The sequence below is a fragment of the Streptomyces sp. AK02-01A genome (assembly GCF_033795305.1).
In the GTDB taxonomy this organism is placed as follows: domain Bacteria; phylum Actinomycetota; class Actinomycetes; order Streptomycetales; family Streptomycetaceae; genus Streptomyces.
The window spans coordinates 12,337-29,290 of sequence record NZ_JARBAE010000030.1 but is presented as its reverse complement, the minus strand read 5'-3'; the positions used below and the strand labels follow the sequence as shown (position 1 = coordinate 29,290).

Annotated in this window: 17 protein-coding genes and 1 pseudogene; 13 read left to right on the top strand and 5 right to left on the bottom strand. The window is 69.0% G+C overall.

The features are described 5' to 3' along the window. Positions 1–256: 256 nt before the first annotated feature. The 6 genes from PV679_RS24600 (at position 257) to tgmC (ending at position 4,798) form a co-directional block, all read left to right on the top strand. Positions 257–499 carry a hypothetical protein gene (locus PV679_RS24600; RefSeq protein ID WP_319682557.1) on the top strand — a complete coding sequence of 81 codons (243 nt, stop codon included), beginning with the start codon at positions 257–259 and terminating at the stop codon, positions 497–499. Beyond that, complete coding sequence (locus PV679_RS24595) at positions 471–995, top strand: DUF6879 family protein (RefSeq protein ID WP_319682556.1); 525 nt, start codon at positions 471–473, stop codon at positions 993–995. The genes PV679_RS24600 and PV679_RS24595 overlap by 29 nt, the downstream gene beginning before the upstream one ends. A 12-nt stretch (positions 996–1,007) precedes the next feature. Continuing rightward, positions 1,008–1,859, top strand: coding sequence for a helix-turn-helix transcriptional regulator (locus tag PV679_RS24590; protein ID WP_319682555.1), 852 nt, complete (start codon positions 1,008–1,010; stop codon positions 1,857–1,859). Between the two features lie 484 nt (positions 1,860–2,343). Further along, positions 2,344–2,604 carry a putative ATP-grasp-modified RiPP gene (gene tgmA / locus PV679_RS24585; protein WP_319682554.1) on the top strand — a complete coding sequence of 87 codons (261 nt, stop codon included), beginning with the start codon at positions 2,344–2,346 and terminating at the stop codon, positions 2,602–2,604. Next, positions 2,604–3,566, top strand: coding sequence for an ATP-grasp ribosomal peptide maturase (tgmB, locus tag PV679_RS24580; RefSeq protein WP_319682553.1), 963 nt, complete (start codon positions 2,604–2,606; stop codon positions 3,564–3,566). Before tgmA ends, tgmB begins: the two co-directional genes overlap by 1 nt. Further along, positions 3,563–4,798, top strand: coding sequence for an ATP-grasp peptide maturase system methyltransferase (gene tgmC, locus PV679_RS24575; protein ID WP_319682552.1), 1,236 nt, complete (start codon positions 3,563–3,565; stop codon positions 4,796–4,798). The genes tgmB and tgmC overlap by 4 nt, the downstream gene beginning before the upstream one ends. A 76-nt stretch (positions 4,799–4,874) precedes the next feature. Here the strand turns inward: tgmC and PV679_RS24570 are convergent, their stop codons facing one another. Both PV679_RS24570 and PV679_RS24565 read right to left on the bottom strand, forming a co-directional pair. Next, positions 4,875–5,351, bottom strand: a complete 477-nt coding sequence (locus tag PV679_RS24570) for a GNAT family N-acetyltransferase (RefSeq protein ID WP_319682551.1) — start codon at positions 5,349–5,351, stop codon at positions 4,875–4,877. Between the two features lie 24 nt (positions 5,352–5,375). Next, positions 5,376–5,669: pseudogene (locus PV679_RS24565) on the bottom strand (aminoglycoside phosphotransferase family protein); the annotation flags it as partial. Between the two features lie 90 nt (positions 5,670–5,759). Between PV679_RS24565 and PV679_RS24560 the strand changes: the two are divergent. Both PV679_RS24560 and PV679_RS24555 read left to right on the top strand, forming a co-directional pair. After that, a complete protein-coding gene (locus tag PV679_RS24560) occupies positions 5,760–6,416 on the top strand; it encodes a rhomboid-like protein (protein ID WP_319682550.1) in 657 nt (218 codons plus the stop codon). After that, the gene (locus PV679_RS24555; protein ID WP_319682549.1) at positions 6,413–7,804 is read left to right on the top strand and encodes an FAD-dependent oxidoreductase; all 1,392 of its coding nucleotides are present in this window, start codon (positions 6,413–6,415) and stop codon (positions 7,802–7,804) included. Before PV679_RS24560 ends, PV679_RS24555 begins: the two co-directional genes overlap by 4 nt. 97 nt (positions 7,805–7,901) lie before the next feature. On the opposite strand, the gene PV679_RS24550 is transcribed toward PV679_RS24555, so the two are convergent. After that, positions 7,902–10,337 (bottom strand): SpoIIE family protein phosphatase, encoded by a 2,436-nt coding sequence (locus tag PV679_RS24550; RefSeq protein WP_319682548.1) that lies wholly within the window; start codon positions 10,335–10,337, stop codon positions 7,902–7,904. 253 nt (positions 10,338–10,590) lie between these two features. After that, complete coding sequence (locus PV679_RS24545) at positions 10,591–11,082, bottom strand: FBP domain-containing protein (protein WP_319682547.1); 492 nt, start codon at positions 11,080–11,082, stop codon at positions 10,591–10,593. Between the two features lie 71 nt (positions 11,083–11,153). Here PV679_RS24545 and PV679_RS24540 point away from each other — a divergent pair, with 71 nt between their 5' ends. The 3 genes from PV679_RS24540 (at position 11,154) to PV679_RS24530 (ending at position 13,492) form a co-directional block, all read left to right on the top strand. After that, positions 11,154–11,723, top strand: a complete 570-nt coding sequence (locus PV679_RS24540; protein ID WP_319682546.1) for a TetR/AcrR family transcriptional regulator — start codon at positions 11,154–11,156, stop codon at positions 11,721–11,723. Between the two features lie 89 nt (positions 11,724–11,812). After that, on the top strand, positions 11,813–12,991 hold the full coding sequence (locus PV679_RS24535) for a GDSL-type esterase/lipase family protein (protein WP_319682545.1): 1,179 nt from the start codon (positions 11,813–11,815) through the stop codon (positions 12,989–12,991). Positions 12,992–13,321: 330 nt separating this feature from the next. Next, positions 13,322–13,492 (top strand): hypothetical protein, encoded by a 171-nt coding sequence (locus PV679_RS24530; protein WP_319682544.1) that lies wholly within the window; start codon positions 13,322–13,324, stop codon positions 13,490–13,492. A 142-nt stretch (positions 13,493–13,634) separates the two neighbouring features. On the opposite strand, the gene PV679_RS24525 is transcribed toward PV679_RS24530, so the two are convergent. After that, positions 13,635–14,576, bottom strand: coding sequence for an NADP-dependent oxidoreductase (locus PV679_RS24525; RefSeq protein WP_319682543.1), 942 nt, complete (start codon positions 14,574–14,576; stop codon positions 13,635–13,637). 169 nt (positions 14,577–14,745) lie between these two features. On the opposite strand from PV679_RS24525, the gene PV679_RS24520 reads away from it, so the two are divergent. Both PV679_RS24520 and PV679_RS24510 read left to right on the top strand, forming a co-directional pair. Next, complete coding sequence (locus PV679_RS24520; protein WP_319682542.1) at positions 14,746–15,120, top strand: MerR family transcriptional regulator; 375 nt, start codon at positions 14,746–14,748, stop codon at positions 15,118–15,120. Between the two features lie 685 nt (positions 15,121–15,805). Beyond that, entirely contained in the window at positions 15,806–16,651 is an 846-nt protein-coding gene (locus PV679_RS24510; protein ID WP_319682541.1) for a hypothetical protein, read from the top strand. Positions 16,652–16,954: the final 303 nt, after the last annotated feature.

The following is a 16,954-nucleotide window of genomic DNA, read 5'->3' as shown; positions in this document are numbered from 1 at the left end:
GCTGTTCCGATACGCGCGATGGAGTGAGCCTTAACAGGGCTTTCAGCGAGTCAGCCAAAGGGCCCCGACCGTTCCCCCTTGGGACTGGTCGGGGCTCTTTGGCGTACCCGGAGCCGGTTACGGAGCGCTCAGCCGGCCGTCAAGCCAGAGTGATCACACTCGCTAACTGTCCGTCTTCCAGGCACTCTTGACGGCCTCCGCCTGTCGAGTGAAGGTCGTGGAACGTTATGGAACCCACGAGAGGGCGGAGGCAGTCATGGCGCTACGGTTCATCGCCAAGGACCCGAACACGAACGGCACGCAGTGCCCCACGGCTTGGGTGGACGACGAAGCGGAGGAGATCGTCATTCAGGGCTGGAAGGCGGGGGAAGCTCTCTTGGTGCAGTGCCGGGAGGCGGGCCCGATCCCGGAGACGGAGGCGGTCGTGCGGCTGCCGATCCGCATGGTGCCCGTACTGAGGGAGGCGTGTGATGTCGCAGACCGACTTGGCGTTCACTGACCTGCTCGCCAACACCCACCACTCGGCCGTCCACCTGGAGATGCGTGACTCGTACGGGATCCGGGAGGAGGCGGCCGAGTCCGAGAGGTGGCGTTCCGGCTGGCGGCCCGACCCGGACCCGGCCACGTGGTGGAACGACTTCCATACCTGGGTTCGTGACGCGACGGCCCGTGGCGTGGTGTTCCGCCGTGCCCGCATCGTGTCTGAGCCGGTGAGCGACTACATCGGCTATGAACACGCGTGTACGTACCAGAACCTGGCCGCCGGAGAGCTGGTCCGGTGGCTGCCCCGTCGGAAGGCGTCGGACATTGCGCTCCCCGGGAATGACTTCTGGCTCTTTGACGGGCGCGTGATCATGTGGAACCACTTCACGGGTGAGGGTGGTTCGGCTGGGCCGGAGCTGGACGAGCGTCCTGAGGTGGCGAAGCTTTGCGCGTCGGCGTTCGATGCCGTGTGGGAGCGCGCGACGCCGCACGAGGACTACCAGATCCGATAGACCGATCAGCACATGCCCGCGTCCCCGTCATCAAGCGTCCAGGCTGCCCGTAAGGCAGTTGCCGACCAGCTCCGGGAACTCCGGAGGGACGCGGGTCTGTCCGGCCATGACTTGGCCGAGATGGCCGGTTGGTACAAGTCCAAGGTGTCCCGGCTTGAGAACGCTGTCACCCCGCCGTCAGACGACGACATACGCCGATGGTGTGCCGCGTGCCAGGCGGAGGGCCAGGCCGCCGACCTGATCGCGGCGGCCCGGTCCGCTGACAGCATGTATGTGGAATGGCGGCGAGTCCAGCGCACGGGCCTGCGCAGGCTCCAGGAGTCCTACGTCTCCCTCTACGAGCGCACGCGAGTGTTCCGGACCTACTGCGCCAACGTTGTCCCCGGCGTCCTCCAGACGCACGAGTACGCCACAGCCCTACTGCGGTCCATCTCCCAGTTTCACGAGACGCCGGACGATGTACCGGAAGCCGTGGCGGCTCGGTTGGCCCGGTCGGCGCGAGTTGTGCGGGAGGGGGACCATCGGTTCGCCCTGGTCCTGGAGGAGTCGGTGCTTCGGCACCGCGTGGGCGACGCGGAAACGATGGCGGGCCAGTTGGGTTATCTGCTGTCCGCCATGGCGTTCCCGTCCGTCTCCCTGGGAGTGATCCCGTTCGCCGCCGAACGCCGCATGTGGATGATTGAAACGTTCACTGTCTACGACGAGGGACAGGCGGAAGCGGAGTTGCTGACGGCCCGTGTGAACGTGACCGCGCCCACGGAGGTACGCCAGTACCTGAAGGCGTTCGGGGAGTTCTCCCGTCTGGCGGTCTACGGAACCGAAGCACGGACCCTAATCACATCAGCCATCGACGCCTTGGAGTGACCCGCGTGGAACTCTGTGGAACTCCCTTGGGATGGATCCTCCGGCGTCTCTAGCGTGCTGGTCATGGCAACTACCGAGAGAGGCCACGACACGACGGCCGGTAGCGAAGCGCCGGAGGTCGGCCAGTTGGTCCGTGACACGACCCGGAACAAGGTGGGCGTGGTCATGGGCGAATGGGCCGGGCGGTATTCACTCCGCCCGGTGGGGGGTGGCCTGGAGTGGGAAGCGGTAAACGTGCTCCCCGTGCCTGCCCGGGAGGAACTGAGTATCCGCCTGGCAGCGAAGAACTCCGGGGATCGGTGGGGGAAGTGATCCGGGTGTTAGGCCGGTACGCGGGTGTCCTGTTCATTGTCATGGTGGCCGGGTCCTGCGGATTGGTCATCGGCGTGGCCATCGCCCAATCCGGACCGTGAGCGGCCCGCCCTGGGGGTGCCGGAGCGCTTCCCGGGCGGGTCATTCAGACACGACCAAGAGAGGGCACACCATGCAGACCACGATCACCGCCCAGCAGCGCGTTCCCTGGGGCATCAGTCGGATGCGCCCGTACCCCAGCATCTACCAGCCTGGCTACATGACCGCCGAACTCGACCACGCCAGCCAGACCACGGTCTTCCGCAACGCGCGGGGTGGCGTCGTGGAGATGGGCAAGCACGGCACCAGCAAGGGAACCGAGACCAACCCGCAGTCCACCAACCAGGACAGCCGCAACGACACCGACCACGACCAGGACAGCGAGCAGGACTGATGAGCGACGCTGGACCGGTCGCGGTCGTCACCGAAGTGGACGACGTAACCGCCGACATGGTGATCACCGAATTGAACAAGCGCGGTGTTCCGGTCGTTCGGTTCGACCTCTCCGATATCGGTGACCGGCTCTTACTGTCGGCCCGGTTCGGCGCCTGCCCGGCCTCACCAGCCGGCCACCTCCGCACCCCCTCCAGAACCACCGCCCTGGAGGGGGTGCGGTCCGTGTACTGGCGCCGTCCCACCTGGCCCCACTTCGAGAACATGGACGACCCGGACGCCCGGTTCGCGGCAGCGCAGGTCCGTCACGGCCTCGGCGGCACCCTTTACGCCCTGCCGAACTGCCGCTACGTGAACCACCCGCTCCACAACTACGGGGCCGAACACAAACCCCTGCAACTGGCCGTAGCCGAACGCCTCGGTCTCACTGTTCCGCCCACCCTGATCTCCAACGACCTGGACGCCATCCGTGCGTTCATCACCGAACGCGGTCAGGTGGTCTACAAGGCACTGCGCTGGACCCCCTACCGGCGCAGCGACGGCGTGGGTCTGACCACGTGGACCGAACCGGTCACCGCCAGCGAAGTGGACGAGAGCGTGACCGTGGTCCCGCACCTGTTCCAAGCGCGGGTCAACAAGGTCGCGGACGTGCGGGTGGTCGTCGTCGGGCCGAAAGTGTTCGCCATCCGCATCGACTCCGACTTGTTGGACTGGCGCGCGGATTACAGCGCCCTCACGTACAAGCCCGTGACCCTCCCCACCGGAGTGGAAATGGCCCTGACTGCCCACCTGGAACACTTCGGCCTTGCTTCCGGCAGCTTTGACCTGTGCATCACCCGTGACGGTGACCTCCACTGGCTGGAGCTGAACCCGAACGGCCAATGGGGTTGGCTCGAAGACGAAACCGGGCTACCAATCGCATCCGCGTTCGCTGACCTCCTGGAGCTAGGAGCCACACAGTGACCTCTCTCGACCCCGCACGCCTCCGCCGTACTTTGGCTGACCACCTCGAAGATGGCGGCGTCCTGGAAGCCCCTGCATGGCGGAAGTCCGTTGAAGACGTGCCCCGGGAGCTGTTCCTCCCGTCGTTCTTCAAGGACGGGCCCGGCCCAGACGGCATCACCCGGTACACGCCCGTCAGCCGGGATGCCGACGAGGACGAGTGGCTGTCCCTCGTCTACCGGAACGAAACCTGGGTGACCCAGATCGATGGCCGCGTCACGGCCGACATCGCCAACGGCCCGGTAACCGGCTTCCCCACCTCGTCCTCCACAATGCCCTCCACTGTCGTGGGGATGCTCGAATCCCTGGACGTGGACGAGGACATGAGCATCCTGGAAATCGGCACCGGCACCGGCTATTCAACCGGCCTCTTGTGCCACCGCCTGGGAGAGGACAACGTCACCAGCGTGGAAGTGGACCCCGCCGTATCGGAGAGGGCGGACCAATCCCTGGAGGCGGCGGGGTACTCGACATGGACCGTCACCGGTGACGGCCTCCTGGGACACCCCCGCCGCGCACCGTATGACCGGACCATCGCCACCTGTGCGGTCCGCCGCATCCCGTACGCCTGGGTCAGGCAGACCAAGCCCGGCGGGATCATCCTCGCCACAGTGGGCCCCAGCGCCTGGTCCTACGGCACCGGCCTGGCGAAACTCACCGTCAAGGACGACGGCACCGCAGAGGGCCGGATCATCGGCCGAACCTCGTTCATGCCCGCCCGAGCGGAGGCGGCGGTCCCATTCTCCGGAGACCTCTCCGCCCGCGCGGCCTACGCCGACACCGAGCGGAAGACCAGCCTCTCCCCCGACGTACTGAACGACTGGATGCCCGCGTTCCTGGCCCAGCTCGCCGCGCCGGGGGCCCAGCTCGTGCGTGCCGTCAGCGACAGCCGAGAGACCGTGTACCTGCTCGACACCGGCCGCGAAGCGTTCGCCGCGCTCATCGCAGATGGAGACGAGTGGACCGTACGGCAGGGCGGGCCAGTGGCCATCTGGGACGCCATCGAAAGCGCGCTTACCGCCTGGCAGGACGCAGGCGAACCGGACATCAGCACTGTCCGCCTGGAGGTCAGCCCCGAGGCACACGCCTACTGGATCGGCGGCCAGCAGATCACCACTGATGCCCGCTCCTACTGGATCGGTGAGAAACCGGCCCTCCGCTGGAAGCACCAGCACCAGCCGCTGAGCCGCTGACCGCGCACCATCCCTGACCGGCCCCGGTCGTCCGCACCCCCGTGGCGGATGGCCGGGGCCTTTGCGTGTGCCTGGCCTACTCCGCCGTACCCAGCTTGACCAGCGCGTCATCCGTCAGCCGGTTCACGGTCCACTCCGACATTGACACCGCTCCGAGTGATCGATAGAACTCCACGGCAGACAAATTCCAGTCCAGGACAGACCATTCGAGCCGCTCATAGCCGCGCTCCACACAGATCCGCGCCAGCTCCGTCAGCAGCGCCTTGCCGTATCCGCCGCCGCGCCGCTCCGGACGGACGTACAGGTCCTCCAGATACAGGCCGTGGACCCCACGCCACGTCGAGAAGTTCAAGAACCACAGCGCGAAGCCGACCGCCTCTCCGTCCTCCGCCTCCGCGATGTGCGCGAACGCCGCCGGCCGCTCTCCGAACAGCGCCTCACGAAGCTGCGCCTCGGTCGCCCGCGCCTCGTCCAGGGCCTTCTCGTATTCGGCCAGCTCCCGGATCATCGCGTGGATCACCGGGACATCGGCCTCTGTGGCAGTACGAATCATGAGCGCAGCCTGCCCGCTCCGCTCCTACCGTGCCAACAGCGACCGAGCGATGGACTCCTGGACCGGATCCGGCGTCCGCTCTCCGTCACGCATCCGCCACAGGCTGTTCCGCAGCACCCGCCCCAGCGTCAGCGTCCAGGCCCGCGCGCGCTCCCGGTCCAGGCCCAGCACCTCCGTCATCAGATCGAAGCGCCACCGCGTCCCGGCCGCGTCGAAACGGTTGTGCAGCGCCGGCAGCAGCTCGAATCCCGGATCTCCCGCCAGCGGCTTCGGATCGATCGCCAGCCATGGCTCCCGGTCCGCCGCCAGCACATTCCCGGCCTCGCCCAGGCACTTCGACTGTGTTTCCGCCGACTCCGCCGGAATGTCCATCACGCGCGGATCCTACGACCGTGCGTGAATCTGCCCATGCGCCGCATTTCTCCCAAGATCCGCGCCTGGATCACCAGCGCGCCCGGCACCTACCTCTGGCTGGCCGCACTCTTCGTCACCACCGTCGCACTCCACCGCATGTCACCCGAGTTCGAACGGGAACTCCTGCTCCAGCACTCCACCAATATTCACGAACTCTCCGTCGACCCCGTCCGCGTCCTCATCACCAGCGCCTTCTGGATCGACGGCGGCACCTGGCTCCCGTATGTCCTGCTCTACACCGCGCTCCACGCGCCCGCCGAACGCTGGCTCGGCACGCCTCGCTGGCTCGGCGTCGCCGCCCTCGCCCATATCGGCGCCAGCCTCATCAGCGAAGGCGTCCTCGGCTGGGCCATCCACCACGGCCACGCGCCGCAATCCGCCGTCAACACCCTCGACGTCGGCGTCAGCTACGCCCTCGCCGGTATCGCCGGCATCCTCATCTACCGCGTTCCCCGCCCCTGGAATCTGCCGTACACCACCGCCGTCCTCGTCTTCTACGGCACACCTCTCCTCGCCGGCCGCACCTTCACCGACCTCGGACACCTCACCGCCGCACTCATCGGCCTCGCCTGCTACCCGCTCACTCCGGCCCACGGCCCACGCCAAAACCTCGACAAAGGTACGGAGAGCGGTGTACGAACACCCTCATGACCAGCACGATCAACGGCGGTATCTCCTTCTGGTACGCGCAGGACGGCATCCCCGCACCACGGGAACCTCTGCCCGGCGACGCCACCGCCGACGTGTGCGTCGTCGGCGGCGGCTACACCGGCCTCTGGACGGCCTACTACCTCAAAAAGGCCGTCCCCTTCCTCAACATCACCGTCCTGGAGAGCAAGTTCTGCGGCTACGGAGCCTCCGGACGCAACGGCGGCTGGCTCTACAACGGCATCGCGGGCCGTGACCGCTATGCCCGGCTGCACGGTCACGACGCCGCCGTACGCCTCCAGCGGGCCATGAACGACACCGTCGCCGAAGTCATCCGCACCGCCGCCGCCGAGAACATAGCCGCCGACATCCACCAGGGCGGCGTCCTGGAAGTCGCCCGCACTCCCGCCCAGCTCACTCGCCTCAAAGCCTTCCACGCCGTCGAAACAGCCTTCGGCGAGACCGACCGGATCCTGTGCGGCGCCCGCGAAACCGCCGACCGCGTCCGCGTCACCGGAGCCGTCGGATCGAGCTGGACCCCGCACGGCGCCCGGCTGCACCCCGTCAAACTGGTCAAAGGACTCGCGGCCGCCGTCGAGGCACTCGGCGTCACCATCCACGAATCGACACCTGTCACCGAGATCAGACCCAAACACGCCGTCACGCCGTACGGCACCGTCCGCGCGCCCTACGTCCTGCGCTGCACGGAAGGCTTCACGGCGGCGCTCAAAGGCGCCCGCCGCACCTGGCTTCCCATGAACTCCTCGATGATCGCCACCGAACCCCTGTCCGACGACATCTGGGACGCCATCGGCTGGGACGGCCGCGAAACCCTCGGCGACCTGGCCCACGCCTATATGTACGCCCAGCGCACCGCCGACAACCGCATCGCCCTCGGCGGCCGTGGCCACCCGTACCGCTACGGCTCGAAAACCGACAACGACGGCCGCACCCAGGCCGCCACCGTCGAAGCCCTCCGCGACCTTCTCGTCCGCTTCTTCCCCGCCACCGCCGGAGCCCGCGTCGACCACGCCTGGTCCGGCGTCCTCGGCGTTCCTCGCGACTGGTGCGCCACCGTCACCCTGGACCGCACCACCGGCCTCGGCTGGGCCGGCGGCTACGTCGGCTCCGGCGTCGCCACCGCCAATCTCGCCGCGCGCACCCTGCGCGACCTGATCCAGCAGGACTCCGGCCAGGCCGGCGCCACCGAACTCACCACCCTGCCCTGGGTCAACCACAAGGTGCGCACATGGGAACCCGAGCCCTTCCGCTGGCTCGGCGTCCACGGCATGTACGCGGCCTACCGCACCGCCGACCGCCGCGAATCGACGGCCGCGACCGCCGACACCAGCCGCATGGCCCGCGCCGCCAACCGCGTCTCGGGCCGCTGACCGCCGGACGGTACGCGCGTACGGTGGCGAGGCGCGGCGCCCACGCCGAGTGCCGGCCGGTGATCGCGTGAGGTGCGCGGGTCCGTGGCCGGCGCACCTACGCCGGCTGAGGTGTCAGTTCCTGTTCGGCCCAGACGGTTTTGCCGTCCGCCGTGTACCGCGTGCCCCGCCGGTGGGACATCTGAGCCACCAGGAAGAGGCCCCGGCCGTCCTCGTCGGTGGTCCGGGCGTGCCGCAGGCGCGGGACGCTGTTGCTGGTGTCGTGCACCTCGCAGGTCAGAAGCTGATGCCGGATCAGGCGCAGGCCGATGGGGCCGGTGGCGTGGCGGATGGCGTTGGTGACCAGTTCGCTGACGATCAGTTCGGTGGTCGTGGCCAGATCCTGGAGTCCCCACTGTGTGAGCTGGCGGAGGGTCAGGGACCGGGCGGTACTGACGACGGCCGGGTCGGTCGGCAGTTCCCAGGAGACCGTCTGGCTCGGGCTGAGGGCCCGGGTCCGGGCGAGGAGCAGGGTGACATCGTCGTACGGCGCCGGTGACGGCAGCGAATCGACCACGGTCGAGCACAGGTCTTCCAGCGGTAGGCCGGGCTGTGCCAGGACGGCGCCGAGGCGGTGCATCCCGGTGTCGATGTCCTGGTCGCGGGTCTCGACGAGGCCGTCGGTGTAGAGCGCGAGCGTGCTTGCCTCGGGCAGTTCCAGCTCCACGGCCTCGAAGGGCACCAGGCCGAGGCCGAGCGGTGTTCCCGCCGGAAGGTCGGCGAAGCTGACCTGGCCGTGCGGGCCGATGATCGCGGGCGGTGGATGGCCGGCCCGTGCCATCGCGCAGCGCCGGGTGACCGGGTCGTAGACGACGTAGAGGCAGGTGGCTCCGAGGAACGCGGTGGCCGTGCCGTTGTCGTCGACGTCCTCTCCGATGAGACGGATGGCCAGGTCGTCGAGGTGGGCCAGCAGTTCGTCGGGCGGCAGGTCCATGTCCGCGAGCGTGTGTACGGCGGTGCGGAGCCGGCCCATGGTCGCCGCGGCGTTGATGCCGTGTCCGACCACATCGCCGACGACCAGTGCGACCCGGGCCCCGGACAGCGGGATCACGTCGAACCAGTCGCCGCCCGCGCCATGGCGGCTGTCGGCGGGCATGTAGTGCGAGGCGACGTCGACGGCGGTCCCGCCGGCGAGGCGCTGCGGCAGCAGATTGCGCTGGAGCGCGAAGGCCGTGGCGCGTTCGCGGGTGTACCGATTGGCGTTGTCCAGCGACAGCGCGGCCCGGTTGACGAGTTCCTCGGCGAGGAGCAGATCGTCCTCCTCGAAAGGCACCGGGTCCTCCGTACGTGCGAAGACCGCCACACCCAGGATCCGGCCACGCGCGTGGATCGGCACGTACATACAGGAGTGCATCCCGGACTCGTGGATCTTCTCCGCCCGTGCCGGGTCCTGGCCGAGCCACGACCCGGGAGAGATGTCCATGACCGGTTCCAGGCGGGACTTCCCGGAGGACAGGACGCGGGCGAACGGCGAGGCCGGCGGGACGAAGACCTCCGCGCCCCGTTCCCACAGGGCCTCCGGCGCTCCCGGGCGGACCGATGCCACGCCGGCCCGGCAGACCACCGGGACGCGCCCGCCCGTCGGCCCCGGCCGGACCGGCGGCTCCTCACCGAGCGGGACCGACACCGTGAGGTCGACGGCGGCGAAGTCGGCGAGGAGCGGTACCGCGAGGTCGGCCAGCTCCTGCCCGGTCCGCATGACGTCCAGAGTGGTGCCGATCCGCGTGCCGGCATCGTTGAGGATCGCCAGACGCTCGCGGGCCCGCTCTCTGCGGGTGACGTCCACCCACATGGCGCATACGCCCAGCGGCTGGCCGTCCGCGTCCTCCAGGCGGAAGAAGGAGACGGAGAAGGCGCGTCTGCGGTGGCGGTCCACCGGCAGCCAGGCCCAGAACTCGAAGTCGATCACCGGGCTGCCGGTGTGCAGCACGCGCCACATGATGCCTTCGGCCGCCTCGGCCTCGGCGACGCCGGGCAGCGACTCCGTCAGCCGGCGGCCCAGTCTCTCTTCGCGAGGGATGCCGTCCTGCTGCTCCAGGACATCGTTCACCCAGGTGCAGCGGAGATCCAGATCGCGGACGATGACTCCGATCGGCGCACCGGCCAGCATTGACTCCAGTCCACTCGCCGCGCCCGGCGGGACGCCGGGCGTACCGGACACCGAGACCAGCCAGGACGTCTTTCCGTCCGCTCCGGACAGCGGCGAGACCCGCAGGCACATATCGATCCGGTGACCGTCTCGGTGGCGAAGCGCCGCACGACCGGACCAGCCGCCGCGGGTCCGGCACTCTTGCGCCGCCAGTGCTTTCAGCAGGTGCTCCGCGGTAAACAGCAGGGCTCCGGCCGGCCGGCCCATCACCTCCTCGGCCGAGTAACCGGTCAGCCTCTCGGCGGCGGGCGTCCAGCCGGCCACCGCTCCTCCCTCGTCCACGACCGCTGTAGCCGCGCCGTCCGTCCGCATGTCGGGGAACACGCGCTCAGGGTTGTCCACCATGGCCATCCCGCCTGCGAGGTACCTCCCGTACGGCCGGCGTCGTTCCAGCCGTACGGTCAAGCCGGTCGACTCATATTGTATACACAAAGGTATAATTGATACTTTAACATGTTTTATGTCTTGTATGCGGCCGTCGGGGGCGGTGACGGCGACCGATCCCTGAGGCGCGCGCGTCGGCTCGTCAGTGCTCATGATCGACAATTCCGACCTCGCGCCACCGCGTGGCGGACCCCGGCGCGCGCGGCCGGTCGACTCATGCGGTGACCTTGGCGATGAACGCGGCGACATTCGCGACGGTCCGCTGGATCTTCTCCTCCACGGTGAGCGACTCGGGAAGCCGCGCGCCGACGCCCGCGTCCTTCTTGCCCCGCACATACAGCGAGCAGGCGAGGTCGCTGCATATGTAGGCGCCCACGGAGTTTCCCTGCTGCCCGGCCTTGCCTGCCTTCGCGGCGACCATGAGCGAGACGCCTCCGGTGTGCATGGTCACGCACATCGAGCACATGCTGCGCCGCGTCTGCCAGGAAGTGCCACTGGGACAGCGCAGCGCGAGCGCCACCGGGCGGCCGTCCAACTCGGTGGCGAGGTAGGCCCGGTCAGGGGCCTGTGGGTCCCGCCAGCCGAGGAAGTCCAGGTCGTCCCAGGGCCGCTCGGCCAGGTCGCGCGGGATAGACAGGCGCTTCGTCTCGCCTTTGGTGCAGTTCACGAACGCGGCGCGGATCTCTTGCTCAGTCAGCGGTTTCATGAATGGCAGGCTAGTTTGCCTAAAACTATTAGGCAAATGCATAATGGTGATCGCTGAATGAGAGGAAGATTATGGCGAGAGCAGGACTGACTCCGGAACGTCTGACCCGGGCCGGTGCGGAGCTGGCTGACGAGGTCGGCTTCGACCAGGTGACCGTCTCGGCGCTCGCCCGGAGGTTCGATGTCAAGGTCGCGAGTCTCTACTCGCACCTGAAGAACTCCCAGGACCTCAAGACGAGGATCGCCTTGTTCGCGCTGGAGGAACTCGCGGACCGGGTCGGCGCCGCCCTGGCCGGACGCGCCGGCAAAGACGCCCTGGCCGCCTTCGCGGATGCCTACCGCGACTACGCCCGGGAGCATCCCGGTCGCTACGCCGCCGCCCGCCTCAGGCTCGACCCCGAGACGGCGGCCGCCAGCGCCGGGGTGCGGCACGCACAGATGACGCGGGCGATCCTGCGCGGCTACGACCTGACGGAGCCGGACCAGACGCACGCGGTCCGGATGCTGGGCAGCGTCTTCCACGGCTACGTCAGCCTGGAGATGGCCGGAGGCTTCAGCCACACCGCCATCGACTCGCAGGAATCCTGGGCCTGGATCCTGGACTCCCTCGACGCACTGCTGCGCAACCGCACCACGCCTTGACCAGCGGGAGCCGCGCCGCCGAGCGGGCCGCCGTACCGCGCACCGGCGCACCTGAACCGTCCGGAAACTTTGATCAACAGGCTGGGACAATGAACACTGAGCGCGACTGGATCACCACACCTGTCACCACGGACATCCTGCGCGGTTTCCTCGACGTGGAACCGACCGCGCACGGCCTGCTGCCGCATCGGCTGCCCGCGCGGGCTCGTCGGCAGATCCCGGACGACCAACTGGCCGTGGCCGAGGCGCAGCCCTCCGGCGTGCGCCTGGCATTCCGTACCCGGGCCACCACCGTCGAACTGGACACGCTGCCCACCAAGCGGGTGTACCAAGGCTTCCCACCTCCGGCGGACGGTGTGTACGACCTGCTGGTCGATGGCCGTCTCGCCGCCCAGGCCACCGTGCCCGGCGGTAACGTCCGCACGATCACCGACATGGTCACCCAGTCCGCCGAACTGTCCGAGGGACCTGCCGGCACCGCCCGGTTCACCGATCTGCCGGCGGGTGACAAGGACGTCGAGATCTGGCTTCCGCATACGGAGATCACCGAGCTGATCGCCCTGCGCACCGATGCCCCGGTCGAGCCGGCGCGGGACAGCGGGCGCAGGGTGTGGCTGCACCACGGCAGTTCCATCAGCCACGGCTCGAACGCCGCCCATCCGACCGCCATCTGGCCGGCCCTGGCCGCGGCCCGGGGCGGCGTGGAGCTGGTCAACCTCGGGTTCGGCGGCAGCGCGCTGCTCGACCCGTTCACCGCCCGTGCGATGCGGGACACCTCCGCGGACCTGATCAGCCTCAAGATCGGCATCAATGTCGTCAACGCCGACGTGATGCGCCTGCGCGCCTTCACTCCCGCGGTACACGGCTTTCTCGACACCATCCGCGAGGGGCATCCGACGACGCCGCTGCTGGTCGTGTCTCCCCTCCTGTGCCCGGTCCAGGAGGACACTCCCGGCCCTCTCGCGCCCGACTTCGACGGCGAGACCTTGCGGTTCAAGGCCACGGGCGATCCAGCCGAACGCGCCGCCGGGCGCCTGACGCTCAACGTCATCCGCGACGAACTCGTCCGGATCGTCGGACAGCGGGCGGCCGACGACCCGCACCTGCACTACCTCGACGGCCGTGACCTTTACGGCGAGACGGACTACGCCGAATTCCCGCTGCCCGACGAGGTCCATCCCGATCCCGCGGGCCACCGCCGCATCGGCGAGAACTTCGCGCGGCTCGCGTTCGGCGACGGCGGCCCCTTCGCCGCCAAGACCGGCTGACCACATCGCGACCACGCGGACCGCGACGGCTCCCGTTTGCTGTCTCCGTCCGCTGTTGTCTCCGTCCGCGCGATCCGGACGCGGTCGCGTGGGACGGTGACGACGGCGGTCACGAGATCTGACACCGTGTCCGGTGACATCAGCGCCGGAGTGCGGTCCGCCGCCTCATGCCGCGCGGAGGCAGAAGGGGTGCCCGGCCGGGCTGGCATAGACCCGGGAGCCGGTAGCCGGAGAGGCGGCGACACCGCTTTCGGGCGTGAGGCGACGCGCTCCGGCGGCGACCGCCAGATGATCCGCCGCCTCCAGAATCACCTGCTCACGGCAGGCTCCGTGGCAGGCGAGATCCGTACCGACATCGACGGCAGGACTCTCCTGCGCGCGATGGGCGGCGTCTGCAACCTGCGTGCCACGAAAGGCTGGCGCGAGGACGCCGCACGGATAACGGCGCTCCTCTTCGACGGCCTGCGATACCCCGCCGACCTCACAGCGGCCCGGGCCTGAGCTCGCGGAAGCACTCTCAGAGACCCACGTCGGCCGGCCGCCTGCTGCGGAGTGGGGAGACTTGAGCTGGTAGTGGTTCGCCGGGATAAGGCGGCGTGGGCAACGGCGCGGCCCCGCGCTGTCTCTCAGTCCTCGCTGTCTCTCAGTCCTCGAAGACGAGCACCATCCGGCCTCGCACGCCGCCGGCCTCCAGCCTGCGGTGGGCCGTGGCGGCCTCCCCCGGTGGCAGCGTCTCGGCCACCCGGGGGGTGAGCGTCCCCTCTTCCACGTACTCGCGCAACGTGTCGAGTCCCGCAGCGGCATCGGCGTAGGCGCTGACCATCACCGTGTGCAGCGAGATGCCGCGTCCAGGCTGCCCGTCCCAGTACCGGAAGGTGGCCATCCCTCCGCCGTCCTTCACGGCCGGGGCGGCCTGCTCGTTCTGGGCGGCGCAGTCGGCGAGCGCGTCCACACCCCCGCCGGTCGCGTTCCGCATCGCCTCCGCCACCTTCGGGCCGCGCGGCACAACGTGGTGCGCGCCCAGTTCGCGTACCAGCGCGGCGTCGGTGTCGGACGCGTCGGCGACGACGCGCAGCCCTGACGCCACGGCGAGCTGAACGAGGTAGCCGCCCACCGCGCCGGCGGCGCCTGTCACCCCAAGCGTCTCCCCGGGTGCGAGATTCAGCTGGTCCAGCGCCATGAGGGCGGTGAGGCCGTTCATGGGCAGGGTGGCAGCGGCGGAGAAGTCCGAACCCTCGGGGACGGCCGCGATCGCGTGCTCGGACACCACGACTTGCTCCGCGTACGCGCCGTGGGGGCCCTGCGGGACGACGAGCGCCATGACGGCATCACCCACACGCCAACGTGTCGCGCCGGGGCCCACTTCGTCGATCACCCCGGCAGCCTCCATCCCGGGGACCAGCGGGAAGCGGGGTTCTTCCCCGGCGGTGAGGAAGAGGCCGGTACGGACCGCGGTGTCGGCGGCATTGACGGCTGCCGCCCTGACCCTGACGCGTACCTCGCCGCTCCCGGCCCGCGGCGCCGGGAGCTCGACGAGCTCCAGCACATCGGGACCACCGAGCCGATGCAGTGCGACGGCTTTCATACGATCAATACCTCCTGTGTGTACCGTGCGCCTCCGGGTGCCGCGCGCCTCGGGACGCGCCCCGCCGCGTACGACGCCGGACCCGGGAACGGGCCCTGCGACGATGGTCCTGGTATGACACTGGTGTGAAGGCAAGCCGGGCTCTGGACGGCTGCCGGAAGGAGGCGCGGTGCTGATCGGGGAACTGGCGGACGCCACCGGAGTACCGGCCCGTCTGCTGCGCTACTACGAGGAGCAGGGCCTGCTCCGCCCGGAGCGAACGGAGAGCGGATACCGGGAGTACGACCCGTCCGCGGTGGTGCGGGTACACCAGATTCGTGGCCTGCTCGATACGGGTCTGCCGACGCGTATCATCCGCCCCATCCTGCCGATTCTCGATCGGAGCGCGGACGGGCTGGTCAGGCCGGCGGACCTCCCACAGGAGGTCGTCGACCTCCTGGAAGAGGAAGCCGCCCGGCTCCGGGAGCGCGTCGCCCGTCTCAGCCGTGACCTGGAGTCCATCGAGATCTGCCTGAAAGCGGTGCCGCCCCGTCCCGCTCCGTAGGCACACCGCGGGTCGGGCACCCGGATGAGTGTCCCAGTAATCGGTTCACTCAGCGACGGCGCGGCGCTGCTCGGACCTCGACCCACCGCGGAGGCCGCGCCCCCGCACCGTCCGTCCTATCCGAGCCCTCTACTGCGCCTGGCTCGCGAAAACCCCACCTGGGGAAACCGGCGCCTACAAGGCGAACTGCCCATCCTGGGAATGAGAGTAGCCACATCGGCCGTCTGGGAAATCCTGCGAGACGCTGGAATCCCCCGACCCCTGCGCGGGCCTCGACTCACCTGGGCGAACTTCCCACGCTCGCAAGCCGACGCGCTTCTGGACCACCCGCCTGTCCGGAGCCCGGCTGTACGTACTCGCGGTGATCGAGCACGTCAACCGACGGATCCGGATCCCGGACGCCACCGCGCACCCAGCCTCGGCCTGGGTAAAGCAGGCGGCGAATAACCTCCGCTCGACGCGATACCTCACCTCAGAGGCAGGACCGGCCGTCCCCGCCACCGGCCACGCCAACCACACCGCGAACCGCCGGCGAGCGCAGCGGTACAACGCCACCGCGGGCCACCCTCTCCGAGGGCGGTCCTGCCTCGCTGGGGGGTGGACTGCGCCGGGGCCGGGCCGCAGATGCCCGGCTAGAGTTCGTTTCGTTGCAAAGACAACAGAATTACACCAGGGGGCGGGATAAATGAGGCACATCCGGGCCGGGGCGTGGGCGGGGATCACCTTCGCCGTGCTGGCCGTGACCTCCGCGTGCGGCGCGGAAGCCGTGAGAAAGACCGCTGACGCTGTCGGCCACGCCGACGCGGTCATGGGGGCGCTGACCCGCGCATCGGACAAGGCGTCGAAGCTCGGTTCGGCCGAGGTCGAGACGACGACGGTGATCGTCGCGGCCGGTGGCAAGCCGGTATCCATGAACGGCACCTACTCCTGGGGCGGCGGCGCCGCGCTCGACGTCGAGATGGACACCGCGAACGCGCAGATGCAGGCTCTCCAGGATGACCCCACGCTGACGATGAAGATGGTCGACGGGGCGTACTACTACGAGGTGGACCCGCAGCCCAGTGGCCCGCTCAAGGGCAAGCACTGGATGCGCATCGACGTCTCCGCCGTGATGGGGGAGGCGGGCGCGAACAGCGTCGCGGACAACGCCGACCCGACGGCGGGTCTGCGCTACATCGGGGCCGCGAAGGACGTGAAGAACCTCGGCGAGGAGACCGTCCACGGCAAGAAGGCCACCCACTACCGGGGGAGCGTCGGCGCGCAGCAGATCAACGCGTCCGGCCTCACCGCTCAGGAGAAGAAGGCCGCCGTCAACTCCCTGAAGGCAAGCGGCGGGAAGATAAGCCTCGACATCTGGGTCGACGGAAAGGATCTGCCCGCGCGCGTGAAACAGAGCGGCGGCGGGATGACAGTCACCATGGACTTCCTGAAATTCGGTGGCATCAAGCCGATTACCGCTCCGCCGGCTGCTGACACGGGCGACCTCACTGCCGAGGTCAAAAAGCAGCGCGATCAGTCGCTGGGCCAGTGAGATATTGACGCGCGCCGAGGTGGCCCAGCCGTCGGAATGATGCTGTTGGCCCATTCGGGCCCGCGCGTGACGTCGGATCCCAAGGCAGGGTGTGCTTCTGAGATCCGACGTTGCCCTCGTGGACGTTGTCGTACGGGGCGGGTGCCCATGCCTACGCAGCCGAAGGATCTCTCGATGGTTCGATCCTTCAGCCGGTCCGGGAACCGGCCTGCTGACGCCCGCGGCCGCGAGGCTCGGCTCGGCTCGGCTCGGCTCGGCTCGGCGGGATCGTCACAGCCACACCAACTCGCAAGTCGACTTCCC